Source organism: Shewanella sp. ISTPL2, from assembly GCF_013283205.1.
Taxonomy (GTDB): domain Bacteria; phylum Pseudomonadota; class Gammaproteobacteria; order Enterobacterales; family Shewanellaceae; genus Shewanella; species Shewanella oncorhynchi.
On sequence record NZ_JAAPAV010000002.1, the window covers coordinates 65,895 to 91,037 of the forward strand.

Below are 25,143 nucleotides of genomic sequence, written 5' to 3' on the forward strand. Positions count from 1 at the left end.
TTTTGTTTTTAAAATCATTGGTTAATACAACAATCCGAGCAAACACACTACGGTGCTGGCGGGTAATATGGGCTGTAACCAGCGTGGTTTGTAACTGAGTAAAATCACTAGAATTATCGAACTCAAACATACCCAGCCGAGCAGTAATACGCTGGCGTACGCTGGGCCGTAATGACGACAGGCAAGCCAATAGCACAGGACGAGCGTTGCAGTACCAGCGGTGCGAAATCCGCGTGCCTGTGCATCGGTTAACGGGCGGTTACGCACGGCGCGGTGGTGGCTAAAATAAGATAAGGCCAACAGCCCCATGGCGATAAAACAGGTTAACAATTCGCCTGTGGCTGTCATGATTCAACTCCTAATTCTGTCGTCGCTTTGGTTACCCGTGTAACCAGCACTTTTTTAGGGCTACGCAAGTGTTTCGCTGCCATGTAAAACAGCACTGCAAGCACGAGCATCATAAGGTCAAATCCTGCGAGAACATAGGCTTGGCGCTGTAGATTGCTTATCAGCTGATACTGCGAAGTCATGGCATTGAGCAGGGGTAGCAGGCCATAAAGTAAGGCTGTGAGTAAAAAAAGTCGTTGCCATGTTTGTTTATCTCGTTTGAAACAAGCGAGCAGTGCGACTAACGCCCAACTGATAAAGAAACAATGGATTTCCCAGTTCTCTCTATCTGCAAAGGTGACGGGTAAGAGTCGATTGGCATAAAAATAACAGGCTAGCGCAATGGGCAGGCCAGCAAAGGTGGCGAGATTCAACATGTTCACTAGCGTGAGCCCGCTATGATTCTTATCTTTTTTAAGCTGCTTTTGTGCCAGTTTATCGGCCCACATAATTGCGCCGCTGGCGATCATCACGCAGCCTGTTAATCCCGCCAGTAAATACAGTAAACGTAGGCCTTGGCCTGCAAAGCGACCACTGTGCAGGGCTATCATGACACTTTGGGTTTGATTCGCTCCCGAAGTCACAGCCGACTGCGCCAACACAGCACCTGTCACAGTAGACAAGTGATACCAAGGCGCTTGCTGATTTAAGCTGTGCTCAGGGGCGATTTTGACTGTTACGCTGGCATTGCTGTCGTTGAGATTATCAAACTGCAAGCCTTCAAGTGGCGACTCACCCACGACACTGTGAATCGCACTGAGTAAACTCTGACTATCGAGCATAGTGGCTGGTGTGCCAGTGGCGGCGGGAGTTTGGTAAATGGGTTTCCATTGCGAATAAAAGGCTTGAGTTTCATCACCATATTGCGTGTTAAGTCCCCATGGCATATACATAAACATCAGGGTCACTAGGCCGGTGTAAGTGATCATAAGATGAAAGGGTAATGCGAGAACTGAGCTGGCGACATGGGCATCTAACCAAGAGCGCGGGCCTTTTCCGGGGCGAAAACTAAAAAAATCCTTAAAAATACGTTTGTGGATCACTATCCCGCTGATGATGGCGACCAGCATGAACATAGTGCAAAAGCCGACAATCCAACGCGCCGTGAGCACACTCATGTAGTACAAGTCGAAATGCAGTCGATAGAGAAAGTCGCCCCCTCGGCTTTCCCGTGCTTTAGGTAAGGCTTCACCTGTCGCAGGGTTAATAAAGCCTTGATGATAATCACCAAATCGCTGGCCTTCAGCGGCGGGATCGCTCCATGCATAGGTCAGTAATGGCACCCGTTGTGTGGGTAAGTAAATCCACCATGACTCAGCGTCAGGCGCTTGTTGTGCCAAGGACGTGAGGCCCTTGAGTATCAATTGTTGATTATCCGCATTGGCATCATATTGGCTGCCGTGGTTTTCGGGTTGCATCCACAGGTTGATTTCAGCACGGTAATAGGCCGCTGTTCCGGCGAAAAAAACCAGAAACAACACCCAGCAGGTGAGTAATCCAACCCAAGTGTGCAGCCAAGTCATTGAACGAAAAAAGGAGTCTTTCATAATCCACTCCCTTGAGCACTTGTAGCATCAAACGCTTTAGCGGCTAGGTAAGCTAAATACAGCAGACCGCTGAGCGCGAATAAATCCAGCCAGTATCGCCATGTTGATTTAACGCTGAACACCCAAATCACGGCGCAGGTGTACACAGTAAATGACAGCATCATGGCGGTTAACACCCGATCAACCTGAGATAACGGCAGGATTTGCGCGAGCAAAATAGTCGCGACTGCACTTAACAAATAGCCACCAAAGGTTGCTGCGAGACAGCGATTACCTATGTGCAGGCTATCGCTCCAGATGGCTGACGTTTTCCAGCGCATCAGTCTTTGTGTTAACGGCGGAGTCATGTTGGTTTTTTCAGTCATGATGGTGTGCCACTTCTGCTGAATTTGTCTTGTGGGTGCGGGATAGCACAGAGATTAACAGGGCGGGTAAAAAGGTTAAGCTGAGTAGCGTTGCCACGATAAGACCTGCCAGCACCACTATGCCAACGCCGCGGTAGAGTTCGCTGCCAGCACCGGGGAATAACACCAGCGGCAATAAGCCAAACAAGGTCGTCGCGGTAGACATTAGAATTGGTCGTAATCGACTGGCGACGGCAGATTTGACGGCTTCAACGACACCAAACTGACCCGATTGCAGGTTTTTACGGCTCTGTTCCACGATCAAAATCGGGTTGTTAACGACAGTGCCGAGTAGGATTAAAAATCCAAGCATAGTAATCATATCAAAGGGTTGGTGCCAACCTTGGCCGCCAAAATACGCAAATAAGCTGCCAGTATAATTAAGCGCTTGTAAGCCGACTAAACCGCCAGCAAGTCCTAGCGGGATAGTGATCAGCACAAATAACGGATAACCCCAGTGATTAAAAATCGCGACTAATAACAAGTAGATGATCAACACGGCGACCAGAAAATTGCTGGAGAGTGCCGCTTTCGTCGCTTCGAGCTGATCGGCTGCGCCCGAAATATCCAAACTGACATCTTTGCCGACAGCACCCTGTTGATAGAGGATGGGGACTAATTCTTCCCGCACCTTAGCCACAGCGGTTTCTAACGCAATGGAACGCGGCGGAATAATGTAAAGAGTCACGGTTCTGCGGCCATCGACGCGGCGTAAACTGTCGCTATCCATCTGCTCGCTAATGTCGGCCAAGGCTTGCAGTGGCAGTACATTGCCCTTAGGCGTGACTATCGGAGCGAGCGCTAATTGCGACAAACTCTGTTGATTGCCTGCCAGACTAAATAGAAAGATATCCACCTTGTTATCATTGAGGAAAAACTCGTCGACATAGGCGCCATCGCTCAGTGCCGAAACCGCATAGCCAAACTCGCTGCCGCTAAAATCTTGTTCTACAAGACGTTGCCAGCGAGGGGAAATCTGCCACAGCGGTTGGTCTAGCGATAAGGTCGATGGGTCTGAATACAGCTGCGGCTCGGCAAATACTTTTTCCGCCGCTTGATACGCCGCTTCGGCTGCACGATAGAGGCTGGCTTGATTTGGGCCAGAAATGTCCAAGGCGACAGCGCGGGTGCCACCATCGTTGCTGGAAATAATCGACCCCCGCGATGAATAGGCGCGCATGCCAGGATATTGCTCAAACAAGGCGGTGAGTGAGCTCATCATGGCATCCATATCTTGGCTGCGAATGGGTTCGCTCATCACCCAAATACTGCCGACACCCACGCTGAGGGTATAGTATTTTAGCGGCGGGATCTTTTGCTCACCACGTTCAAAGGATGCCGCCTCGGCATTGACTCTTGCGGATAGCTGAGTCGTTAATTCTTCTGCAATTTTAGCCATTTCCGATAGGTTGTAACCCGGCGGCGCGACCATAGAAGTAAAGGCTTTTGGTTCTTCACCTTCGGGTAAATATTCGGCCGGGGGCATCAGCCAAGCAGCAAGCCCAATCGTCGAGATTAGTGACAGCACAATCACAAAGGCGCGGCGTCTTGCCGACAGTACAAGTTGGCTGACTAAGCTCAATATGCGTGATGCTTTGGGGGGCTCACTTTGGTTTGTCTGCGCCGAGTGCATCTTACCGAAACCAAAACGGGCAATAGCTGCGGGTACGATGAACACCGCGACCAGCATAGAAGCGATAATGGATGAAGCGATGGCAATCGCGATATCCGAGTACAGTTGTCCCGCTTCTTGTTTGATAAATAGAATGGGTACAAACACTAGTACTGTGGTGAGCGTCGAGGCCAGTACCGCAGGCCACACATCGTAGATACCACTTATGGCTGCTTCGAGACGATCTAATCCGCGTCTGCGCGCTTGTTCAATGCTTTCGAGCACCACAATGCTGTTATCGACCGTCATGCCTATGGCAAAGGCAACACCCGCCAATGAAATGACATTAATGGTGCGATCAAACACCAGCAGCCCGACGAAGGCGGCTAAGGTACACAGCGGAATACCGATAACACCAATCAGGGTGGCTCGATTCGAGCGCAAGAAGAGGTACATGACCAAGGTTGCCAGTAAGGCACCTAGACCTAAATTCACCCACACATTTTCAACTGAATCTTGCACATAGCGCACATCATCACTGAATAACTCTAACTGCATGGCGTGCTGGGCGAGTTGATTTTGATTGATCTGCGCTATCACGGGCATCATGGCATCTTTGATGGCGATAACGTTAGAACCGACATCCCGTTTGACCGCTAAGCTGAGGGTGCGTTCTTGTTCGGCAAAGGACAGTTCACGGATCTCGGCGTGGTCGAGTTTTATCTCGGCAACGTCTTGCAGCAGAATATTCGTATTACCTTGGCGTTTTAAAATCAGTTGCTTAAGTTGATTTAAATCCTCAAAACGGCCAATTACCCGCAGTAAATAACGTTTTTTACCACTGTCGATATCGCCCGCAGAAGTGTCCTTGTTGCGATCTCGAATGGCTTGGCGCACGTCCATAATGCTGATGCCACGTTGGGCGAGTTTGGCGGGATCGAGCCGTATTTGAATTTGCCGTTCAGCGCCGCCTTGAATAGTGACGGAGGAAACGCCTTTGACGCGCTCCATTTGTGGGCGAATAAAGTCGTTAGCAAAATCGCGCATCATGTCTATGTCTAGATTCAGCGGGTTCCCCGCGACAGGCACCAGGCGGAAATACATGAAAGCGTTGTCTGAATATGAACTGCTGTAAAGCCTTGGTTGATCGACGTTTTCAGGGTAGGACGACACTTGACTGAGCGCATTGCTAACACGAATAAGCGCATCGCTTATCTCAGTGCTTTGGGGGAATTCGAGTTCGATCCATGCCGAACCCGTATCTGCCCAAGATGTCATGCGTTGTAAGTTGGGCAGGGTGCGCAGGTAGCGTTCCTGCTCAAGTAGAATTTCTTTTTCGACGTCTTGCGGTGTCGCTCCCGGCCAACCTGTGGCCACGCTGATGGTGCGCACATCTAAGTCGGGGATCATTTGGATTGGGATACGCAGTGCTACAGCCGTGCCCAATACGCAAAATATCAGGACTATGACAGACAGTAAGGTGCCATGTTTAATTCCAAACTTCAGCATCCCACTAACCTCCTACAGCAGAGTTGAGTACAGAGACTGGCTGTTGGTCTTGTAGGCTCTCGTTACCTCGGATCACTACGGGCGCATCTTTGGGTAATGGGCTAAGGATTTCAATCCCGATGGCGCTCGTATGGCCCACTTGAACGGTATGCCGTTGGGCTATGTTGTTTTGCACGGTAAAGACACTGAACTGGCCGTCGGGGTGACGGACTAGCGCATCTTGCGGCACGACAACACTGTGTTGCGCCCGCTGTAAGTGGAAGGTCGCAGTGGCCGATGTGCCGGGCATCAAAAGTCCACTCGCATCAGGAATGGTTAAGCGCACCAAGAAGCTGCGAGCATTGTGGTCGCTCACGGGGACGAGTGCATTCACATGGCCGATAAACTGCTGTTCAGGCATCATATCTGCAGCAATATCGACTTGAGTTGCAGTGGCTATATTTTGGAACATTTCCTGTGGGACTTGAATATCGAGCCAGAGCTGTTCTTGGGATACTAAGGTGAAGATTTCAGTGCCAACATTAACCCACTCACCGGTTTCAGTTTGTTTGCTTGAAATCACTCCCGCAAACGGCGCGATCAGTTGGTGGCGGGCGACCACCTCTTTTTGGTGTGCTAATGCTGCCGTTAAACTCTGCAGATTAGCTTCGGCTTCGGTTAACGCCGCTTGACGAATCGCGCGCTCAGTTTCGGGGAATAATTGCTGAGAACTGAGTGTTTGCGCTTCGGTGAGGAGTCGCTGTTTTTCTAGCAGCATGGTCTTAGCGGCCATTACACCGGCTTGACGCTGTGCTAATTGATGTACGGCTAAGGTGTCATCGAGTGCGAGCAAAGGCTGGCCAGCGGTAACGTTAGAGCCCGCATCGACCAGTACTTTGGCGACTAGGCCATCGGTACGTGCCGATAAGCGGGCTACCCGTGCGGATTTAATGGAGCCACTGAGTGGCAAAAGTTCATTGGTACTGCCTGTTTGGGGCAAGGCGACTGTTACAGGTGCTGTGCTTGCGTGTACTGCAGAACACAGCATGTATAAACCTATCATTAAATAACGCACGTTAACTCCATCTCACTATAAGATTATTACTGAGTGATAAAACTCGTGGTGGTGATGTGTAAAACGCTATCAACCTCGTTGCCTGCGAGTGTTTGTTTACCTTCTGTAGTGTGATTACTGACGAGTAAGTAGCGGCCCGCATCTGGGGTATCGAGGGCGAATTTACCTTGGGCATCGGTGGTGAAAGATTTACTCCAAAAACCGGGGCGATAAACTTGTACTGGATGATTCACCAGTGGTGCGCCTTTATAGCTAAGCACAAACTCGGGAACGCCTGACTTTACTGGCGTAAATTCAAAATCTTGCAGCGCTTTTGTGTGTTCTTGTCCCGTGCGGGCATAGAGTATTGCGGCCTGCAATCCGGTCTCAGTTTTCCATGGTTGCCACGCGGTATCGGCATAGAAACTGATGTCACTCTTGCTATCTTGGGTTTTGACCAGTAGATGATCGGCCTGCGCTGTGGCGGTTAACGGTGTCTTGGCATTGGCGGCGAAAATACGCGCCGCGCTTAACGATGCTAACTCTTCTGCCGAAGCTTGCTCTGAACCCGGTTCGCCAAATTGCACTTTAACCGAACCATCGTTATTACGCTCAAGCCATACTTCATGTGCTTGAGCCGAAAAAGCGATACCGCCGAGTAAAGTGAGTATTACAAGTGCTTGTTTCATTTGATTATCCTTAATGTTATTTCGGGTTAGGGCTATGTTTTAGAGCGTCCAACGTAGTGACAGTGTGGCATTACGTGGTTCGCCAAAGTCGGCGTAACCCCAGAGTGAACGGTTGTAGTTCTTGTCGAAAATATTGTTAATGTTCAATTGCATAGAAATAGAAGGTGTGATTTGGTAGCCAAACATTAAGTCAACGAGTGAGTAGGCGGATTGTGTTTGGCGGTAAGCCACATTCGGCGCGCCATCGACACCCCAAATAGTGCCTTGATAGAAGGTGCTGCTCTGCCAGCGCCAGCTCGCACCTGCAGTAATGCCCGGTAGAATATCTTCAAAGTTATATTTAGTGGTGAGTTTGAAGATATCTTCGGGCAGATAAGTTTGACGACGTAGGCCATCTTTATCTTCTGCATTGTTGTGGGTATAACCACCGCTGATATCCCATAAGTCGGTAAGACGTCCGGCAATTTCTAACTCATAGCCTTTGGTGGTAATCCCATCCACACTTTCGTAGATAGAGTCACCGGAAGGTAGCTGACCTTTCCCTGCATATTCGGGTTCGTTGTCTTTATTGGTTTCGTAGACGGCGGCTGACATGTTTAGCGTGTCATCGAACAGCGCGACCTTGACGCCGCCTTCGACGTTTGTGCCTTCTGCAGGTTCGAGCAGTTGGCCATCTTCACCAAAATAGGTGCCAGGTTTGAAGATTTCAGTACGGCTAGCGTAGACAGCGATCTGCTCGGTCACATCGTAGACTAGGCCGTAGTAGGGGATGAAAATACCGGTTTTTTCCATGGTTGCATCTGTGCTGTTACCCACGAGATCATGCTTTTCATAGGACCAGTTACTTACGCGTCCACCGACCATTAATTTCAGTGAATCCAACAGATTGACACGGACAGTGCCGTAAACACCCGATTGGCTTTGCTCATTGGTTTGGCCATTGGTGGGTGAATTAGGAATATTAGGCTTGGGGTAATTGCCCTGATCCGCGACGTTATAGCGACGTTGGGGGGCGGAGTTCGTGTTGATGTTATCGAACTCGTTGTCACCATAGTTAAAACCGATCACAGCGCTATGTTCACGGCCGAGTAAGTCGAAGTTACCCGTTGCATACAGGTTGAAACTGTTGGTATCGGATTCACGATCATGTTGGGCTGCATAGGTATCGCCCCAAGGGCCAACAAATTCGCCGGTTGATTTGACGATATAATCGCCAGGGTAAAAGGCCAATGCGTCTATGGTGGCGTTGGCGATACGATAGGCACTGACGAGTGACCAGTCGTTATCGAATCTATGTTTAAATTCGGCCATGAGACTCTTTTGGGTCACGTCCCAATGGGTCCAGTCCTGTGAGCTAGAGTAGTTGCGGCCAAAATCGACAGCTGTGCCATCGGTATAAAATGCGGGATTAGAGTTCCAGTTATACACACCGTCGGTTTGTGATTTTTGATAGTCCGCAAACAGCGACAAGCTAGCATCTGTGCCGAGACTCGTTTCAACTACGCCATAGAGCACTGTGGTATCGCGTTGATAGCGATCGATAAAAGAATCGCCTTTCTTCACTGCACTTACGAATCGACCTTTCACATTGCCCGAATCCGTTAGCCAGCCAGAAACATCGGCCTCAAGTCTATAGGTATTCCATGAGCCATAACTTGCACTTGCCGTGGCACGGGTGTCATCCGTTGGACGTTTACGAATAAAATTAACCGTGGCAGAAGGTTCACCTAAACCGCTTAAAATCCCTGCCGCCCCTTTTAATACTTCAACCCGTTCGGCAATCACAGGGTCTAAACCTTGATCAATTGAGCCGCTGTAAACATGGGATGAAGAGGTTGTGATTAAGCCGTCAATTTGCACCCCGCTGTCGAGTGCATAACCGCGCACGAATATCTGACTATTTTCAGAGGCATCGCCCACCATAGTGACGCCAGGAGTGTGATTTAACACTGACTCCATAGTGACCAAACCTTTGTCACTGATCATCTCTTCGGTAATCAAAGTGACGCTTTGTGGGGTTTCTTGGAGTGACATAGACAAACCCGTGGCGCTATTCATTGCCGCGCGGGTGTATGTTCCTACCACGTTCAATCTTTCTATCTGTTCTGTATCTTTTTTCTCATCTTGCTTAGGGTCAGTATTGGCTTGAACCGTCAGAGTAAGTGTGCTGAGAAGTACAGGGATCAATGGCGAGCGCCAAGACGTTAAAACAGATAGGGGAGGCATGGTATTTCAATCCTTTCAGGCGATTTCAGATTAAATAATGATTGGTGATCCTGAGTGCAAACAAAGTGTTTAGGTGCAAATGAGAATCGATCGCATGATAGGTTTGTTTAAAATAAATGCAATATGCTCAATGTGTAAATTGTTTAAGCTGGGTTGTAACTTATTGGCGAATAGCTTGTCAGCGAGCTGTGATAAGCCGTCGCAGTGGGATCTGCACTTTTAGCGCATGCCTTACTATAACTCGGTTTCAGGGCATTGACTGGGAACTCAGGCTGTTGTGGTTCGAGTCAATTTAGCCAACAAAAAGGCCACAGTCGTTACTGACTGTGGCCTTTAATCTTTACAATTGAATCGAAATCCAACGGACTTGTTAAGCCTAAAAGTGTGATTTACAGCTTAGGTTTACGCCCGCACTTGGCCTGTGCCTGAGACTAAATACTTCTCAGCGGTCAAGGATTCGAGTCCCATTGGGCCATAGGCATGTAGCTTAGAGGTCGCGATGCCGATTTCTGCTCCAAGGCCGAGTTCGCTGCCGTCGGAGAAGCGCGAAGAGGCATTGACCATTACCACAGAAGCATCGACCGCACGTTGGAAGTGTGCGGCAGTGACTTCGTTTTCGGTGCAAATCACTTCGGTGTGCTGGCTACCAAAACGGGCAATATGTTGGATAGCATGGTCAAAGTGATCGACTTGGCGAATGGCAATTTCGAGATCTAAATACTCTTGGCCGAAATCGTCTTCTTCCATATACGTACAGTTTTCGAAGTAGCCACCGGCTTGAGTACAAGCGTTGATTTTAACCTTATGCTCGGCCAGCGCTTTGGCTACTTTAGGCAGGAATTGCGAGGCAATTTCTTGGTGTACTAATAGGGCTTCGAGGGCATTACATACGCCAGTGCGCTGGGTTTTACCATTGAGCAGTAAGTCCATAGCAATATCCAGATCGGCATCTTTATCGACGTATAAATGACACACGCCTTTAAAATGCTGGATCACTGGGATTTTACTGTTGTCAGTCACAAAGTTAATCAAGCCTTCACCGCCGCGGGGAATGATCACATCGATATAATCTCGTTGCTGCAGCAGTTCTAGCATGAGGGCGCGATCTGGGTCGGGCACTACTGTGATTAACGCCTCGGGCAAGCCGTATTGTTTCAATACGCTTTGCAAAATCGTGGCGATAATTTTACTGCTGTGCAGCGCCTCTTTACCACCGCGCAGGATCACGGCATTGCCGGATTTAAAGCACAGGGCACCCGCATCGGCGGTGACATTGGGGCGCGCTTCATAAATCATACAAACCACGCCCAATGGAACGCGCATCTTACTGATGGATAAACCATTAGGTCGTTGACCAATATAGCGTTCGTTGCCAATGGGATCGGGTAAGGCGGCGATGGTTTCAATGCCTACCGCCATAGCTTCGATACGCTCTGGCGTTAGCGTTAATCGGTCGAGCATGGCTGGGCCGACGTTATCGGCGGTCGCTCTGTGTAAGTCGATTAAATTTGCGCTTTGGATTTCATAGGACTTTTCGCGTAATGAGCGTGCCATATCGAGGAGTACAGTATTTTTAAGCTGTTCGTCAACTTGGGCGAGGATCAGAGCCGCTTTGGCAGCTTCTTGAGATAAATTTTTGATTAAAGTCATATTTACTCCGCTTAGATGTTTACTCGCTTAGTTTTATTCGGCTGATGCTTATTCGAGAATGGCGATGTTTTTCTCGGAAATAATCGGCCCAGTCTTTTGCTGAAATTCACTGGCAAACTCGCGATCGTCTTGGTCTGTGATAAAGCTAAGTAAACAACTGCTGTAATTGGATTTGGCCTTGGCCAATTTAGTGCCATCGTCTTTGCGTACTAAAATGGTGTCACCGACAGAAAAGTCCCCATTGATGGCAACGACATCGTCACTGGTCAATTGCTCGCTATGGATATCAAGGGCGATATTAAAGTCATTTTCAACAATGACTTCGCCTTGAGCCTGCGAGGTATGTGTCATCCAGTGCAAGTGATCCTGCATTGGCTTTTCATCGGGGGTAAATAAGGTTCCTGGGTTTTGGCCCTTCAACAATTGGTTGAATGAGTCGGCATCAAAACCATTGATAATAAAGGTTTCGATCCCGTGGGAAATCGCCTTCTTGGCGGCTTGTATCTTAGTCCGCATTCCCCCCGTACCGACGGCACTGCTAGCGCCGCCCGCCATGGCGTAGATCTCGGCATTAATCTCGGTAACCTGCTTGATAAGCTGTGCATCGGGATATTCATGGGGGTTTTGTGTGTAAAGCCCATTCACATCCGAACAGATAATCAGCGTATCGGCATCGGCCGCCGCGGCGACCATGGCCGAGAGATTATCGTTATCGCCAACTTTGAGCTTGTCGGCGGTGACGGCATCGTTCTCGTTGATGATAGGCAATAGCCCATGTTCGAGTAGGCTGAAAATCGTGTCTTTAATACTGATGTAACGATCTCGATTGCGTAAATCACCGTGGGTTAACAGTAGCTGTGCGGTTGGGAAATCAAATAACTTGTTCCATGTGGCCATCATATCGGCCTGACCCGCTGCTGCCATGGCTTTCTTCACTGTGACGCTCGGTTTATCAACCTCGCCAAAGTGATGCCATCCTGCAGCGACTGAGCCCGAAGAGACCAAGACAACTTGGATCCCTTGGGCACGACAATAAGTAATAAATTGGGCAATGCCGAGTAAGTAGTGACTGCTGCAACCTTGTTTGTGTGGAGCAATCAGGGCACTACCTACCTTAACGACAATGCGTTTCCAGGGTAAGTCAGTCATACCTGCGCGCCTCATCTGTCTTCGGCTAAAACACGGCCAGCCTTATGGAATAATTTAGTGGTTTTGGCACAGGGATCAGTATCGAGTAACGAGACTATCCAAATCACCACACTGCTCACGGCAAAGCCGGGGATCATCTCATACACCACTGTGGTTAAAGCTTTACCGTCAGCAAGTACTGGTGCATAAATCCAAAACAGCACTGTGGCTGCGCCTGACACTATGCCGGCAATCGCGGCTTTGTGGGTTAGGTTAGCTTTATACAAGCTAAACAAGACTAACGGACCGAAGGCTGCACCGAATCCTGCCCATGCATTACTCACCAGTGATAGCACACTGCTAGAGCGGTCAAGCGCCAGTAGACTTGCGACAATTGCCACGCCAGCTACGCCAAAACGTCCCATTTTCACCATGTCTTTTTCGCTAGATTCTTTCTTCGAGATCACGCGATAGATATCTTCCGTTAGCGAGCTTGATGACACTAATAGTTGCGATGAAATAGTGCTCATGATCGCGGCCAGAATTGCGGCTAATAAGAAGCCACTAATGATCGGATGGAACAACAACTCAGAAAACACGATAAAGATGGTTTCAGGATCGGTCAGCTTCATGCCAAATTTATTGGCGTAAGCGATGCCGACAAGGCCAGTTGCCAGTGCACCCACAATGGTCACTGTCATCCAGCCCATACCTATGTGTCTGGCGGTTTTAATGTCAGCGACTGAACGAATTGCCATAAAGCGGACAATAATATGTGGTTGGCCAAAGTAACCGAGTCCCCAAGATAAGCTTGAGATAAGCCCTAACATAGTGACGTTCTGCATGGCATCGGTGAAGTGTGGAATCGATTGATACGCAAAGTTCAGCATAGTGTCAGCGCTGGTAAACTCTTGATATGCCACCACAGGCACTAAGATTAAAGCGACAAACATGATACAGCCTTGGACAAAGTCAGTGAGGCTCACTGCTAAGAATCCGCCCAACAAGGTATAAGAAACCACTACGCCGAGGGTGACGACTAAACCTATGTCGTAGTTCAGGCCAAATGCTGACTCAAATAACTTACCGCCAGCCACTAAACCCGCTGAGGTATACAAGGTAAAGAAGATCACAATGATCACGGCCGAGATAATTCGGATACTGCTGTTGGCATTGCCGAAGCGTTTAGCAAAAAACTCCGGGATAGTGAGGGCGTTATCCGCGACTTCGGTATAGACCCTTAATTTGGGTGCAACGACCAAGTAATTAATTAGAGCACCAATCAATAGTCCAAGTGCGATGTAAATGGTTTCGAAACCAACCAAAAACATTGCGCCGGGAAGACCCATTAGCATCCAGCCACTCATATCAGATGCACCCGCTGAGAGTGCGGTGACCTGTGGGCTCACCTTGCGGCCGCCCAAAATATAGCCGGATACATCGCTGGTGGATTTTTTATAGGCGAATAAGCCAATAGCAAGCATGGCGATAAAGTAAATCGCTAAGGAAACGTAAGCCAGGTAATTCATGGGTTATTTGTCTCCTAACGCTTTGTTATTTTGAATAATACTCGGTTTCAAAATGACAAAGAGATAGGTGCTTAATATTGCGCATAAACACATAAACTGCATTGTTTCCTTGGCGTGTAATCGGGTAAAGCTTGCTACTTGCGAGATAAGATTTTCCTCTGGTGGGTTCTCCGTAGACATAATTGCTCCTTGGTTGATAATTGAATTTATATCACCAATATAGTTAGTGATCTAATTATATTAAGGCATTTTATCGGCCAAATATCAAGCTTCTATTGGATTTAAATGGTTTTGGCGGCGGTGCGAGAGTGGCTTTGGGGGCGGAAAATAGTTTGAGAACTGACTATTTTTCAGAGGTGTTTTTCTGCTCGGCGATACTGTGGGCAGTACGTTCGAAGGTTAAGGTGATGCGTTCAAACATCCCAGTAATCAGAGTGAATTGTTCGTGGGGTAACGGGCATTGCGCCAGCGCTTGTAATAAGGCTTCGCTGCTGATGTTAAACTCTTCTGCGACTTGGCCGTGGGCGCAGGCGATAAATGCCTGACCTAAATTGTGTTGCCAGAGGTTGAGTGCATTTTCTAAGCCTAAGTCTGAGTGCGTATCTGAAATCCCCTGCAACATGCGCCGCATTCGAATCGACACATGGCCTAGATTCAGTGCAGTGAACACCAGATCGGTAAATACCCTCGAACTCTTGCCCGAGCCTTTTTCGTAACTGGCTATCCGCAGCAGTCGATCGCCCATGCGGGCGTTAAACCAAGGCTCAGGATCATCATGCTGCGCGATATGCACTAGATCTTTTTGGATAGATTGCAGCAGACGATATTGCATCAGCCGCTGGCTAGGTTCGGTAATCAATTTAAACAACCAATACAGCACAGTAACGCCAACAAAAATCGCTAAGGCATTGCTGACAGTGTTTTCTATCGCAAATGAAATGGTATTACTGGGCTGTACTAATACCGCAAACGGCACGCAAATCCCGAGCCCATAGGGCAAGGTCGGTCGATTCGCTAAGGCGAGTAGCCCAATAAAAAAGGGGCCTGCGAGCACTAAAATGAGGATTTCGAAATCGCCGCTACTCTCTGCCAGCAAAGGTAAAGCGTAAAACACTGTGAGGGGCACAGCGATAGTGATACCAACAAGAATACGGCGCAAAATCGTGGTTAGCATCGGCAGTGGCTGGCGCGCCATCATGATGGAAAAGACTACAGGCATCAGGATCATCATGAGTACCGCACTCGACCCTGTGCCGATCCACAGCGAAGCCCCAATGACAAATACCGCCATGCTGCGTAGACCGGTCGTAAACCCTATCAGTGGATCTCGGTGAAATTCCATTGGCGGCGCGTTGAGTTGTACCGCAGAATTGCTTGTCAGTACGTTATAACTCTTGAGCACCATGATCAGATCGGCGCTTAACTCCATCGCAACTTTGAGTAAGCGAGTCTCTAATGGGTTTCGGTCGCGGTATTGCATCAGGTTTTGTTGGAGTTGATACCTTAAAGTACGCGCCATTTTGTAGCATTCTTGGTCATCAGTGGATTGCGCCATCAGGGTAAAACTGCTGCGCATATTGGCTAAGGTTTTCGCGAGCGGTTCGCTGACCAGATGGGAATGATTACGTTGTAGTCGGCCAAATATTTGGATTGCCGCCAACAGCGAAAGGGTTTTATTGCAGAGAAAGTTCGCCGCATGGCTCTGCCCGCGTCCTTCGGGGCCTTCATAAATCACTGCGCTGGAGTCGTCACTCAGCGCCGATACTGATTCCATAATAGTGTCGATATGTTCATGGCGACTCGCATGTTCCCCCTGTAAATCGAGTTCTAATGCAAGATAGTTAAGCGTATGATTAATGGTGTTTTTAGCATGCAATTGCAGACTATGTTTTACCTTGGTCGGCCAAAGTAGCGAGCTGACCAAGACGGCGCATATCGCCCCGACGACAATCTCGCTGATCCTCGACTGTGCCACATCGAATATTTTTGCACTATCGGCCGTGCTTGGGCTCGCCATCACAATGAGCACTATCAAGCAGGCTGTCATGCCCGCCATGGCAAAGGCATAGACAAAGTTTTGCTGGCGAACCATGGCCGACAACCCAGAATTTAGCCCTATCCAGCAGGCGAGTAATCCTAAGGCGAGTTCGGGATAGGGCGTAAACCCGTTGAGTATGGCAATCCCCGCGAGCGCGCCGACTAAGGTGCCGCCGATTTGGCATAAGCCCTTTTCGATCACGAGCCCGCTTTCGGGGCGGATTTGCAGAAATACCGCCGACACCAGCGCCCAATATGGCCGTTCTAAATTTAAGAACATGGCCACATATAAGGCGAGCGCCATCGAGATCACGCCTTTAATCGCGAAGATGATGGTTCGTCGGTCAGGAAAAAATAAACTCTTAAGTAACAGCGTCATAATGACTATTTGTCAGTCTGTAGCTGGATGGAAACTGTCATGCCGACGCTCAGCTCTATGTCCTTAGGAATGCTGTCTAGCTGGATATCGACCGGAATACGTTGTGACAATCTCACCCAATTAAAGGTTTGGCCGATTTGCGGCAATAACTGCCCATTAGTGGTGACATTGGTATTGGCAATCGCCTTACCTATGCTGACCACTTTTCCGTGCAAGAAATGGCCGCCACTCATTAGGCTGACATCGGCGTTTTGACCTATGTGAACCAAGGGGATTTTGGTTTCTTCAAAATAGCCTGTGATATAGAGAGAGTCTTGTTTGACCAGCGAAAATACCGAGTTGCCTTTGCTGACATAGTTGCCATTACGCAGGCTTAAATTGATCAGGGTGCCATTTTCAGGGGCGTGAATTTGCGTCCGCGCTAAGTCAATTTTGGCGGTATTCAATTGTGCCTGTGCGAGTTCATAACTGGTTCTTGCCAGTTCGGTATTGATAAAGGCTTCGTCGAAGGTTTCTTTGCTGACTAAGTTGGCGTTGGTCAAACCGATACGGCGTTTGTATTTATGTTTTGCCAGTTCCCATGCCAATTTTTGGCTTTCTGCTTTGGCATTCAATTCGGCAATGGTGGCTTTGTAGCGGGTATCGTCCACTGTGAACAATACATCACCTTTATTAACGACTTGATTGTCTTTTACATTCAGTTGGTTTACCCAACCGGACACATCTGGCGCTATGGTAATTATTTCGGCGCGAACTCGGCCATCGCGGGTCCAAGGAGAATAAAGGTAGTGCGACCATATCCAATGTCCGGCGATACCAGCAATCGTGACCACAATAAGGGTGAGGCTGATACGAAAGATTTTTCCCATGAACAATCAACTCCCAAGCAAGTAAATGACCAAAGCCAGATAGCAGATAAACAGCCCAACTTCGAACCAAGCTGCGCGCCACAGCGTGTGATAGAGCCCAGTTTGATAGAGTACCAAGCGAGTGATGCAGGAAAGCAGAAAAGCTAAGGGGATAAAGATAATTAATGGACTAAATAACAAACCATCGAACGCGAGTTCTTTAAGCATTACGCTATTCATCCCGATAACAGTGGCGCAGCGATAACCGCGCTAGGTGTTTAAAATGCAAAGTACTCAGTCGAGATTATAGGAAAGTCGCGTGAGAGTTAATGGTTTTATACTATCTGTGATCAATTAGGGCCAGCATAAGCTGGCCCTAAATATGATGAAATCAAAGCGAAAATCGCTTCTACCTCATGGTAACAAACTCTTCGGCGCCCGTTGGGTGGATAGCAACGACCGCATCGAAATCGGCCTTAGTTGCACCCATTTTCATGGAGACGCCGAAACCTTGAAGGATTTCGTCCATACCAAAACCAATACCATGAATACCGACGACTTTTTCGTCCTTGCCAGCGCAGACTAGCTTCATCTTACAGGCTTGGCGATGGGCCGTAACGGCTGTGTACATTGAGGTAAACGTCGATGTATACACTTTGACGTTATCGTCGCCGTATTGAGTACGGGCTTCTGGTTCGGTCAAGCCCATAGTGCCGATAGGCGGATGGCTGAATACAACTGTTGGGATCAGGTTGTAATCCATTTTGGCATCTGTCATACCGTTAAATAAACGCTCGGACAACAAACGGCCCGCTTTAACCGCAACAGGAGTGAGCTCTACGCCGCCCGCCATAATGTCGCCGACACAGTAAATCCCTTTGTGAGTCGTATTTTGCTGCTCATCAGTGATGACATAGCCTTTGCTATCTAATTGCACTTCAGTATTTTCTAGGCCGATATTGCCTGTTGCAGGTGAGCGGCCAATTGCCCAAATCAAGCAATCGACTGTAATGCTTTCACCGTTTTCTAAGTTTAATGTCAGGCTGTCATCGGCATTTTTAACCACGGCTTTTGGCACGCTATGGGTGTGCAATGTTGGGCCTTCGGTTGCCATCGCATCGACGAGAGCATCGACTAATATAGGGTCAAAGTTACGCAGCGGCGCATGTTTACGCACTAATAAGTGAGTTTCACTGCCCAGAGCGTGTAACACGCCAGCGACTTCTACGGCGATATAACCCGCGCCAACAACGGCAACGCGCTTAGGTTGCTCGCGCAGGGCGAAGAAACCATCGGAATCGATACCGTATTGCGCGCCAGGAATGTTCGGAATCGTCGGCGCGCCGCCAGTGGCGATAAGGATGTGATCGGCAGTGTAATGTTCGCCGTCCACTTCGATGGTGTTGCCATCCACAAAACGGCCGTAGCCATTTAACAGCGTCACTTTGTTGTTGGCAAAACCACGGTCATAGGCATCGTGAATACGACCAATGTAGGCTTCGCGGTTTTCGACCAAAGTGTTCCAATCGAATTTATTAACAGTGACGTCGAAACCATAATCTTTGGCGTAAAGGTTCATCGCTTCGGCAACATGGGCGCCATACCACATGACTTTTTTGGGTACACAACCTACGTTTACACAGGTGCCACCCACGTGTTTGGCTTCGATGAGTAGAACCTTAGCACCACGCATTGCCGCTCGGTTTGCTGAGGCGATACCGCCGCTGCCTGCGCCTAGGCAGATATAGTCAAAATGTTGAGCCATGAGTTTCTCCGTCTTACTTCAAGGATGAGATGCTTTACAGCAGAATGTCATTGTAGGGGGCTTTGCGGTAACAGACCAGCCTATTGCATCATTAACGTATAAGGCATTGCTTTTAATAAAAATACTCCTAAAGTTGCTTTCAGTTGTTATCGCGTGGCTGTTTCGCGGCGATATTGGCACTTAGAGTGATCGTTTTGAGCTGGGCCTTCTGCACCACATTTTAAACACTGCCACTCTTTTTGGCGGGCGCTGAGTTCGTCGGCTTGATGTTTAGCAGCGTTATCTTGCTTGTCGCCGAGTAGGGACTCTAGCTGATCCATACGTTTATCGAGCCAACGGCAGTTAGGATCATTGGCGACATGTTCACGACTGGCGAGCTGTTGTTTGCGACTGAGTTTTTTACTCTTAGCGGCTTTGTTCGATTGAGTGGCTTTAGTTGATTTATTGGTTTTGGATGGCTCTGCGGGTGTGACAGTGGGGGGCGAATACTCGAATGCACTTTGCACTTGGTTAGGCACATTAATCGGCTTGCCCTCATTGTCGAGCAAAGTGCCTAGGGGCAAAGGCGCGGTTTGTGTCGGTTGCGCTAAGGATTCTAGACTCGGTTCAGGCTCAGATACCTGCTGCGCATTAGTCGAGCTTGTCACTGGGATAAAAAGCAGGAGCAAGGTAATGACAGCGGTTCGGATAAGATAGAAATGATGCGTTAACATTCCCTGTTCCTCGGCAAAATCGATATGAATAGTGAGTCGCTCCGTCGACATTTTGAGTTTAGTTAGTGAGCTTTGTTTTTGCCAAATGTCACGGGATAAATTGACAGAGGAAGGTTGCAATACAGCGCTAGAAACACAGAGCTAAAACGACGTTAAAACGTTATTGCAAAGTGGATGCCTGCATAGGTTTGATCCTGTGAACTCATATCGCCATTGGCTGAGGCTTCTTGCTCAATATCACTCTGGGCAATGCTGTGGCTAATGTGCCCGCTAATATTCATGCTTGGGGTCAGTTGATAATTCGCTTCGAGGCCAAACTGCAGGTTATTACTGCCATCGTGTTCTTCTGTGCGGTATTTAAAATCAAACCCTTGAGTGATATAGGGCGTGAGGCTGAACTGGTCTGTGATATTCCAATAACTGTGCAAACTCACTTCAACAAAGTAGCCTGCCGCTTCTGTGGAATAGACATAACTCACCGATGGTACCAACCAAGCTGTGGCGCTGTAGGCGAGTTCTGCAAATAGCTCGTTATCTTGGCAGCGGCTATTGCTATAGCCTTCAATGCGCTGATATCCCAAATTGGCCTCTAGGTTTTCGGCTAAGTTGAACCCATATTCAAGGCCGATATTCCACTCTGTATAGGCTTGGCTATCACCGCGTCCGACTAAGGCATAAGTGGTTAAGTTGCCGTGTTGAACAGCAGCATTGAGCCAATAAATACCCCCATTTTGCAAGTTATTGCGACCCTGTGAGACATATTTGCTGTCCCAACCTAAATCCAGCGTCACCGCCAAAGGTTCTGTTATCTGGCGGGGTAATATGGTGTTTGAAATACTATCGACTTGTTCTAGGCCCTCATTAGCAACTGCGTTGTGACTAAGGCAGTTGATCCCTAATGTGCAGAGGACGCTGGCGATAAGTTTCACTGAGTGTGTTGCCATATTTTTACTGATTTTGGTCGAGGTACGTTAGTTACGCAGATAATACCTTGCTCACATACAAACATTAATGCGAATTGATTCGATTTGCGATCGAGATTGCAACAATGTGTAGGTAAATAAAACGTAAATCCTAAATGCGAACTAGTTCACTTTTTTTCAGGGGAAATAGGGTTAAGTAAGGCGTTCGAAGGGGACAATCGGTTTTCTCGCCTTGATAAATAGGCCATTAGCCCTTATTTATAACAGATACAGATTGTTGAGGAGTCAATATGAGCAACCCTTTGCTTAGCGGCGCAAAATTACCGCTTTTTTCACAGATTAAACCGGAACATATTCAAGTCGCCGTTGAGCATGCCATTGCTCAGTGCCGCACTAAGATTGATGAAGTGCTGCAGAACCAAGGTCCTTTTACGTGGGACAACTTGGTCGCGCCATTAGAACAGGTTGACGATGAGCTAAGCCAAATTTGGTCGCCCGTTTCTCATATGAATTCAGTGACTAGCACAGATGAGTGGCGTGCCGCCCATGATGCTTGTTTACCTCTTTTATCGGAATACGGTACTTACGTTGGCCAACACCAAGGTTTGTATCAAGCCTATAAAGCGCTGCGAGCATCCAATGAATTTGCACAATTGAGCCAAGCGCAGCAGATGGTGATAGAGCACAGCCTGCGCGACTTTGAACTATCGGGTATTGGTTTAGATGACGCGCAAAAAGTGCGTTATGGCGAGATTGTAAAACGTCTTTCTGAACTCACCAGTGGTTTTTCGAATCAATTACTGGATGCGACGCAAGCTTGGACTAAGTTGATCACTGATGAAGCTGAGCTTGCTGGTTTGCCTGAGTCTGCCAAAGCCGCCGCTAAAGCGATGGCGCAGTCGCGTGAGCTAGAAGGTTGGTTATTTACCTTAGATTTTCCATCTTATCTACCCGTCATGACCTACAGCGAAAACCGCAGTCTTAGGGAAGAATGCTACCGTGCGTTTGTCACTCGCGCTTCAGATCAAGGTCCCAATGCCGGAGAGTTTGATAACAGCCCGCTGATGGACGAAATTCTTGCTTTGCGCCACGAACTCGCATTGTTACTCGGTTTTGACAGTTTTGCTGACAAATCCCTAGCGACGAAAATGGCTGAAACGCCGGCGCAGGTGATGGCATTTTTAAATGAATTAGCGCTGCGCTCAAAGGATCAAGCTAAGGCAGAACTGGCTGAGCTGAGAGCGTTTGCTGAGGCCGAATATGGCGTGACTGAAATGGCCTCTTGGGACTTAAGTTTCTATGCTGAGAAGTTGCAGCAGCATAAGTATGAGATTTCACAGGAAATCCTGCGTCCGTATTTCCCCGAAGATAAAGTGCTCTCGGGGTTGTTCTACACAGTATCGCGTTTGTTCGGCCTTAAAATCCTTGAGCAAAAGGATTTTGACCGATGGCATAAAGACGTGCGTTTCTTCGATATTTTCGACGAAACTGACGAACACAGAGGTAGTTTCTACCTCGATTTATATGCCCGCACAGGTAAACGTGGTGGTGCTTGGATGGATGACTGCCGTGTGCGCCGTCAAACCGCCAATGGATTACAAAAGCCAGTGGCTTATTTGACCTGTAACTTTAATGGTCCGGTCGATGGCAAACCTGCGCTGTTTACCCATGATGAAGTGACAACCCTGTTCCACGAATTTGGCCATGGTATCCACCACATGCTGACCAAAATCGATGTTGCAGGCGTGTCGGGTATCAATGGTGTGCCTTGGGATGCGGTCGAGTTACCAAGTCAATTTATGGAAAACTGGTGTTGGCAGGAAGAAGCATTAGCCGAAATTTCTGGCCACTTCGAAACGGGCGAGCCATTACCTAAAGCCTTGTTAGATAAAATGCTGGCGGCGAAAAACTTCCAGTCTGGCATGATGATGCTGCGCCAACTCGAGTTCTCGTTGTTCGATTTTAGAATGCACCACGAATACGACCCAGCTAAAGGCGCGTGCATTCAAGAAACCTTAGACGAAGTGCGTCGTCAGGTGGCCGTATTAACACCGCCGGATTTTAACCGTTTCCAACATGGATTTGCCCATATTTTTGCGGGCGGTTATGCCGCAGGTTATTACAGCTATAAATGGGCAGAAGTGCTGTCGGCGGATGCGTTTTCTCGCTTCGAAGAGGAAGGTATTTTCAACCCTGAAACGGGTCGTCGTTTCCTGCACAATATCCTCGAAATGGGTGGTTCAGCCGAGCCGATGGACTTGTTCAAACAGTTTATGGGACGCGAGCCGAATATCGATGCCCTGTTAAGACATTCAGGCATTGCTGCATAAGCAATTGTGAGTTTTGATAAATCAGCCCCTTTTAATGGGCTGATTATCTGAGGGTATTTAGCTTAATCGAACGATAAAAAGACGCCCTAGGGCGTCTTTTTTGTGAGCTATATCCCGCTTGCCCTGTGGTATGACCTCTGTTAGCCTGTGGCTCTTATTTCAAGGGCGGCGCGTTATGAATCTGTATTTTCGTTTGTTTTGGTTGTTATTCTGGCGCACGCGCCATTGTCGTAAGATCGATTTTCTAGGGACAAGCCGTATCACTTATCGTGCTTTACCGAGCGATTGCGATATCAATTTCCATCTCACTAATTCTCGCTATCCCGCGTTTATGGATCTGGCGCGGACCTATATGTTGGCTGAGATGGGTCTGCTGAAACGTTTCTTAAAGTTGAAGTGGATGCCGATAGTTAACGCCGCCGAATTTACTTATATTCGCGATATTAAGCCGCTGAAAACTTTTGAGATTGAAACCAAAGTCGTCGGTTGGGATGAAAAATATTTCTATATTGAACAACGCTTTGTGAGCGAACGTGGCCTACATTGTATCGTGCATGTGCGCGGTGTGTTTGTGTGCAAAGGTAAGCAAGTGCCGTTAGATGTACTAGTGAAAGAGGCGGGTTATACCGATCCTGCACCTGAGTTGCCGCCAGAAGTCGTGAAGTGGAAAGCGTTTTTGCAGTTGAAGAAAGAACGCAATATGTGATTGTGTTGAGGCATGACTTACTCGCTAAGGTATGCCTCTTATTCCTGCCGTTTCCTCCATCTCAGCCAGTAACACCTCTTCTTGTACTAACATCCAAGCGCCACGCAGTTGTGCCTGCTGCCAATAGCGCACGATTTCATCTAAATCCAACAGGTTTAGATGTTGGAAGCTATAGCTTAAACAAGGGATGAGTGCACAGTCGGCTAAGGTAAAACTGTCGCCACAGACCCAATGATGTTGTGTGAGTTGCGCGTCTAAGCGTTGAAACTGTGTCAGTAGTTGCTTCTCTAATTGTTTGATTTCGAATTCATTGCTGTCTTCTATGTGCTTTAACTTTTCTAATTGAAATAATGGGTTGTTAATATCATTGTCTATGATGCGATCGAACAAACGTACCTGTAAGTTGCGTTGTGGTTCTTGTGGCAGCAGCTGGGTACTGTTTTCAAAATGCCTATCTAAGTACTCGATAATAATGCTGGATTCGGGTATCAGCTGTTCATTTTGGGCTTTAAGCAGGGGGATTCGCGCTTGCGGATAACGTTGGTGAAATTCCTTGCGGGACAAAGGGTCGCGTAGATCTATGATTCTGGGGTAGAAGTTGGCCTGCTTTTCATAAAGTGCGATGAGCACTTTCTGTGAATAGCGTGATAACGGGTGATAAAAAAGCTCCATAGGCACTCACTCCAAACCCAGTCTTTTACGGACTTTACGTTTTAACTTTAGTCGTAATTGAAGCGCTTGCTGTAAGAGTTTTCTTAAAAAATGCTGGAATAAACACAATTTTTCTTGGCAAAGCCAAGTGATCCATCAGGGGTAAAAATAGGTATTATGAGCCCATATAGGAAGTGTCGGGATTTAATCATTTTAAAGGTAATAATATGAGCCAGTTAGAGCGTTTTTCATCTATTTATGCCAGAGCCAGTGAGCGCAAAGGCGGACCTGCTGGACTCGAAGCCTTATTGTCTGGTTGCCTGTCTGATGATGAAATTCGCCAATATCGGGATGCTGAATTATTGTCGGCGATGAGCCGTCAGGTGTTTCAAAGTGGTTTTGTATGGCGGGTGGTTGTGAACAAATGGCCCGAGTATGAGAAGTCTTTCTTTGGGTTCGAACCGCATAAAGTATTAATGTTATCGCCTGAGCAAATTCAAGCGCGGGCAAGTGATGCGACCTTGATTCGCCATCTTAAAAAGACTCAAGCCATTTATGATAATGCTCTGATGATCCACGATGTTGCTCGCGAACATGGCAGCTTGGCGCAGCTGATCGCCGCTTGGCCGACGCAGGATATTATCGGGTTGTGGGCATTTTTAAAGAAACGAGGTACTCGATTGGGCGGGAATACGGGTCCCTATTTTCTGCGCGGTATTGGCAAAGATACTTTTTTGTTAACCGATGATGTACAAGGTTATTTTAAAGCACATAAGTTAGTCGATGCGGGCTTTTCATCACAAACGGCGCTTAAGCAAGTGCAAGCCGTATTTAATCAGTGGCAACAGGAGTCGGGTCGTTGTTTGGCTGATATCAGCCGTATTTTGGCTTGCAGCGTGGGCGATAATCGAATTTAGTCCTGTTAAGTTGTGATTGAAGATGAACAAATTAGTTTTAATAGACAAATATTGCTTTGCTAGCAATATTTGTCATTACAGAAGCATTATTTGTGGGAGTCTGAGTTTCATTTAATGGGGTATTAATCTGAATTTCGGGTTTGCTCCGTTTTGGGGTAAC

The 25,143-nt window shown here is 48.0% G+C and carries 21 protein-coding genes; 3 read left to right on the forward strand and 18 right to left on the reverse strand.

The genetic code is table 11. The features are described from left to right. Positions 1-21: 21 nt before the first annotated feature. From HUB64_RS22125 to HUB64_RS22205, 17 genes are all read right to left on the reverse strand, one after another. Positions 22-348: a DUF3325 domain-containing protein gene (locus HUB64_RS22125; RefSeq protein WP_173497821.1), complete on the reverse strand. Its 327-nt coding sequence runs from the start codon at positions 346-348 to the stop codon at positions 22-24. Next, complete coding sequence (locus HUB64_RS22130) at positions 345-1,934, reverse strand: PepSY domain-containing protein (protein WP_173497822.1); 1,590 nt, start codon at positions 1,932-1,934, stop codon at positions 345-347. The genes HUB64_RS22125 and HUB64_RS22130 overlap by 4 nt, the downstream gene beginning before the upstream one ends. Then, positions 1,931-2,299, reverse strand: a complete 369-nt coding sequence (locus HUB64_RS22135; RefSeq protein ID WP_105250720.1) for a hypothetical protein — start codon at positions 2,297-2,299, stop codon at positions 1,931-1,933. The genes HUB64_RS22130 and HUB64_RS22135 overlap by 4 nt, the downstream gene beginning before the upstream one ends. Beyond that, a complete protein-coding gene (locus HUB64_RS22140) occupies positions 2,292-5,459 on the reverse strand; it encodes an efflux RND transporter permease subunit (RefSeq protein WP_173497823.1) in 3,168 nt (1,055 codons plus the stop codon). The genes HUB64_RS22135 and HUB64_RS22140 overlap by 8 nt, the downstream gene beginning before the upstream one ends. Positions 5,460-5,463: 4 nt before the next feature. Then, positions 5,464-6,513: an efflux RND transporter periplasmic adaptor subunit gene (locus HUB64_RS22145; RefSeq protein WP_173497824.1), complete on the reverse strand. Its 1,050-nt coding sequence runs from the start codon at positions 6,511-6,513 to the stop codon at positions 5,464-5,466. Positions 6,514-6,539: 26 nt separating this feature from the next. After that, positions 6,540-7,181, reverse strand: a complete 642-nt coding sequence (locus tag HUB64_RS22150) for a nickel transporter (protein ID WP_105250717.1) — start codon at positions 7,179-7,181, stop codon at positions 6,540-6,542. 39 nt (positions 7,182-7,220) lie between these two features. Beyond that, the gene (locus HUB64_RS22155; RefSeq protein WP_173497825.1) at positions 7,221-9,407 is read right to left on the reverse strand and encodes a TonB-dependent siderophore receptor; all 2,187 of its coding nucleotides are present in this window, start codon (positions 9,405-9,407) and stop codon (positions 7,221-7,223) included. Positions 9,408-9,809: 402 nt separating this feature from the next. Beyond that, entirely contained in the window at positions 9,810-11,057 is a 1,248-nt protein-coding gene (locus tag HUB64_RS22160; RefSeq protein ID WP_168826177.1) for a glutamate-5-semialdehyde dehydrogenase, read from the reverse strand. Positions 11,058-11,105: 48 nt separating this feature from the next. Next, on the reverse strand, positions 11,106-12,206 hold the full coding sequence (gene proB, locus HUB64_RS22165; RefSeq protein WP_105250714.1) for a glutamate 5-kinase: 1,101 nt from the start codon (positions 12,204-12,206) through the stop codon (positions 11,106-11,108). An 11-nt stretch (positions 12,207-12,217) separates the two neighbouring features. Continuing rightward, positions 12,218-13,714 carry a sodium/proline symporter PutP gene (gene putP / locus HUB64_RS22170; protein WP_168826179.1) on the reverse strand — a complete coding sequence of 499 codons (1,497 nt, stop codon included), beginning with the start codon at positions 13,712-13,714 and terminating at the stop codon, positions 12,218-12,220. 3 nt (positions 13,715-13,717) lie between these two features. Next, a complete protein-coding gene (locus HUB64_RS22175) occupies positions 13,718-13,894 on the reverse strand; it encodes a hypothetical protein (protein ID WP_168826181.1) in 177 nt (58 codons plus the stop codon). 163 nt (positions 13,895-14,057) lie between these two features. After that, positions 14,058-16,130 carry an FUSC family protein gene (locus HUB64_RS22180; protein ID WP_173497826.1) on the reverse strand — a complete coding sequence of 691 codons (2,073 nt, stop codon included), beginning with the start codon at positions 16,128-16,130 and terminating at the stop codon, positions 14,058-14,060. A gap of 5 nt (positions 16,131-16,135) precedes the next feature. Next, complete coding sequence (locus HUB64_RS22185) at positions 16,136-16,999, reverse strand: HlyD family secretion protein (protein ID WP_173497827.1); 864 nt, start codon at positions 16,997-16,999, stop codon at positions 16,136-16,138. Positions 17,000-17,005: 6 nt separating this feature from the next. Continuing rightward, the gene (locus HUB64_RS22190) at positions 17,006-17,206 is read right to left on the reverse strand and encodes a DUF1656 domain-containing protein (RefSeq protein WP_173248380.1); all 201 of its coding nucleotides are present in this window, start codon (positions 17,204-17,206) and stop codon (positions 17,006-17,008) included. A 181-nt stretch (positions 17,207-17,387) separates the two neighbouring features. Next, on the reverse strand, positions 17,388-18,743 hold the full coding sequence (gene gorA, locus HUB64_RS22195) for a glutathione-disulfide reductase (RefSeq protein WP_173497828.1): 1,356 nt from the start codon (positions 18,741-18,743) through the stop codon (positions 17,388-17,390). 146 nt (positions 18,744-18,889) lie between these two features. Further along, on the reverse strand, positions 18,890-19,456 hold the full coding sequence (locus tag HUB64_RS22200) for a hypothetical protein (RefSeq protein ID WP_173497954.1): 567 nt from the start codon (positions 19,454-19,456) through the stop codon (positions 18,890-18,892). Between the two features lie 152 nt (positions 19,457-19,608). Further along, positions 19,609-20,400 carry a hypothetical protein gene (locus HUB64_RS22205; protein WP_173497829.1) on the reverse strand — a complete coding sequence of 264 codons (792 nt, stop codon included), beginning with the start codon at positions 20,398-20,400 and terminating at the stop codon, positions 19,609-19,611. Positions 20,401-20,669: 269 nt separating this feature from the next. Here HUB64_RS22205 and prlC point away from each other — a divergent pair, with 269 nt between their 5' ends. Beyond that, positions 20,670-22,709 carry an oligopeptidase A gene (gene prlC / locus HUB64_RS22210; RefSeq protein WP_173248372.1) on the forward strand — a complete coding sequence of 680 codons (2,040 nt, stop codon included), beginning with the start codon at positions 20,670-20,672 and terminating at the stop codon, positions 22,707-22,709. 175 nt (positions 22,710-22,884) lie between these two features. Next, on the forward strand, positions 22,885-23,415 hold the full coding sequence (locus tag HUB64_RS22215) for a thioesterase family protein (protein WP_011791203.1): 531 nt from the start codon (positions 22,885-22,887) through the stop codon (positions 23,413-23,415). A gap of 24 nt (positions 23,416-23,439) precedes the next feature. Here the strand turns inward: HUB64_RS22215 and HUB64_RS22220 are convergent, their stop codons facing one another. Continuing rightward, positions 23,440-24,087: a glutathione S-transferase family protein gene (locus tag HUB64_RS22220; RefSeq protein WP_131524442.1), complete on the reverse strand. Its 648-nt coding sequence runs from the start codon at positions 24,085-24,087 to the stop codon at positions 23,440-23,442. 206 nt (positions 24,088-24,293) lie between these two features. Between HUB64_RS22220 and HUB64_RS22225 the strand changes: the two genes are divergently transcribed. Then, positions 24,294-24,983 carry a DNA-3-methyladenine glycosylase I gene (locus HUB64_RS22225; RefSeq protein ID WP_173497830.1) on the forward strand — a complete coding sequence of 230 codons (690 nt, stop codon included), beginning with the start codon at positions 24,294-24,296 and terminating at the stop codon, positions 24,981-24,983. The last annotated feature ends 160 nt before the right edge of the window (positions 24,984-25,143 follow it).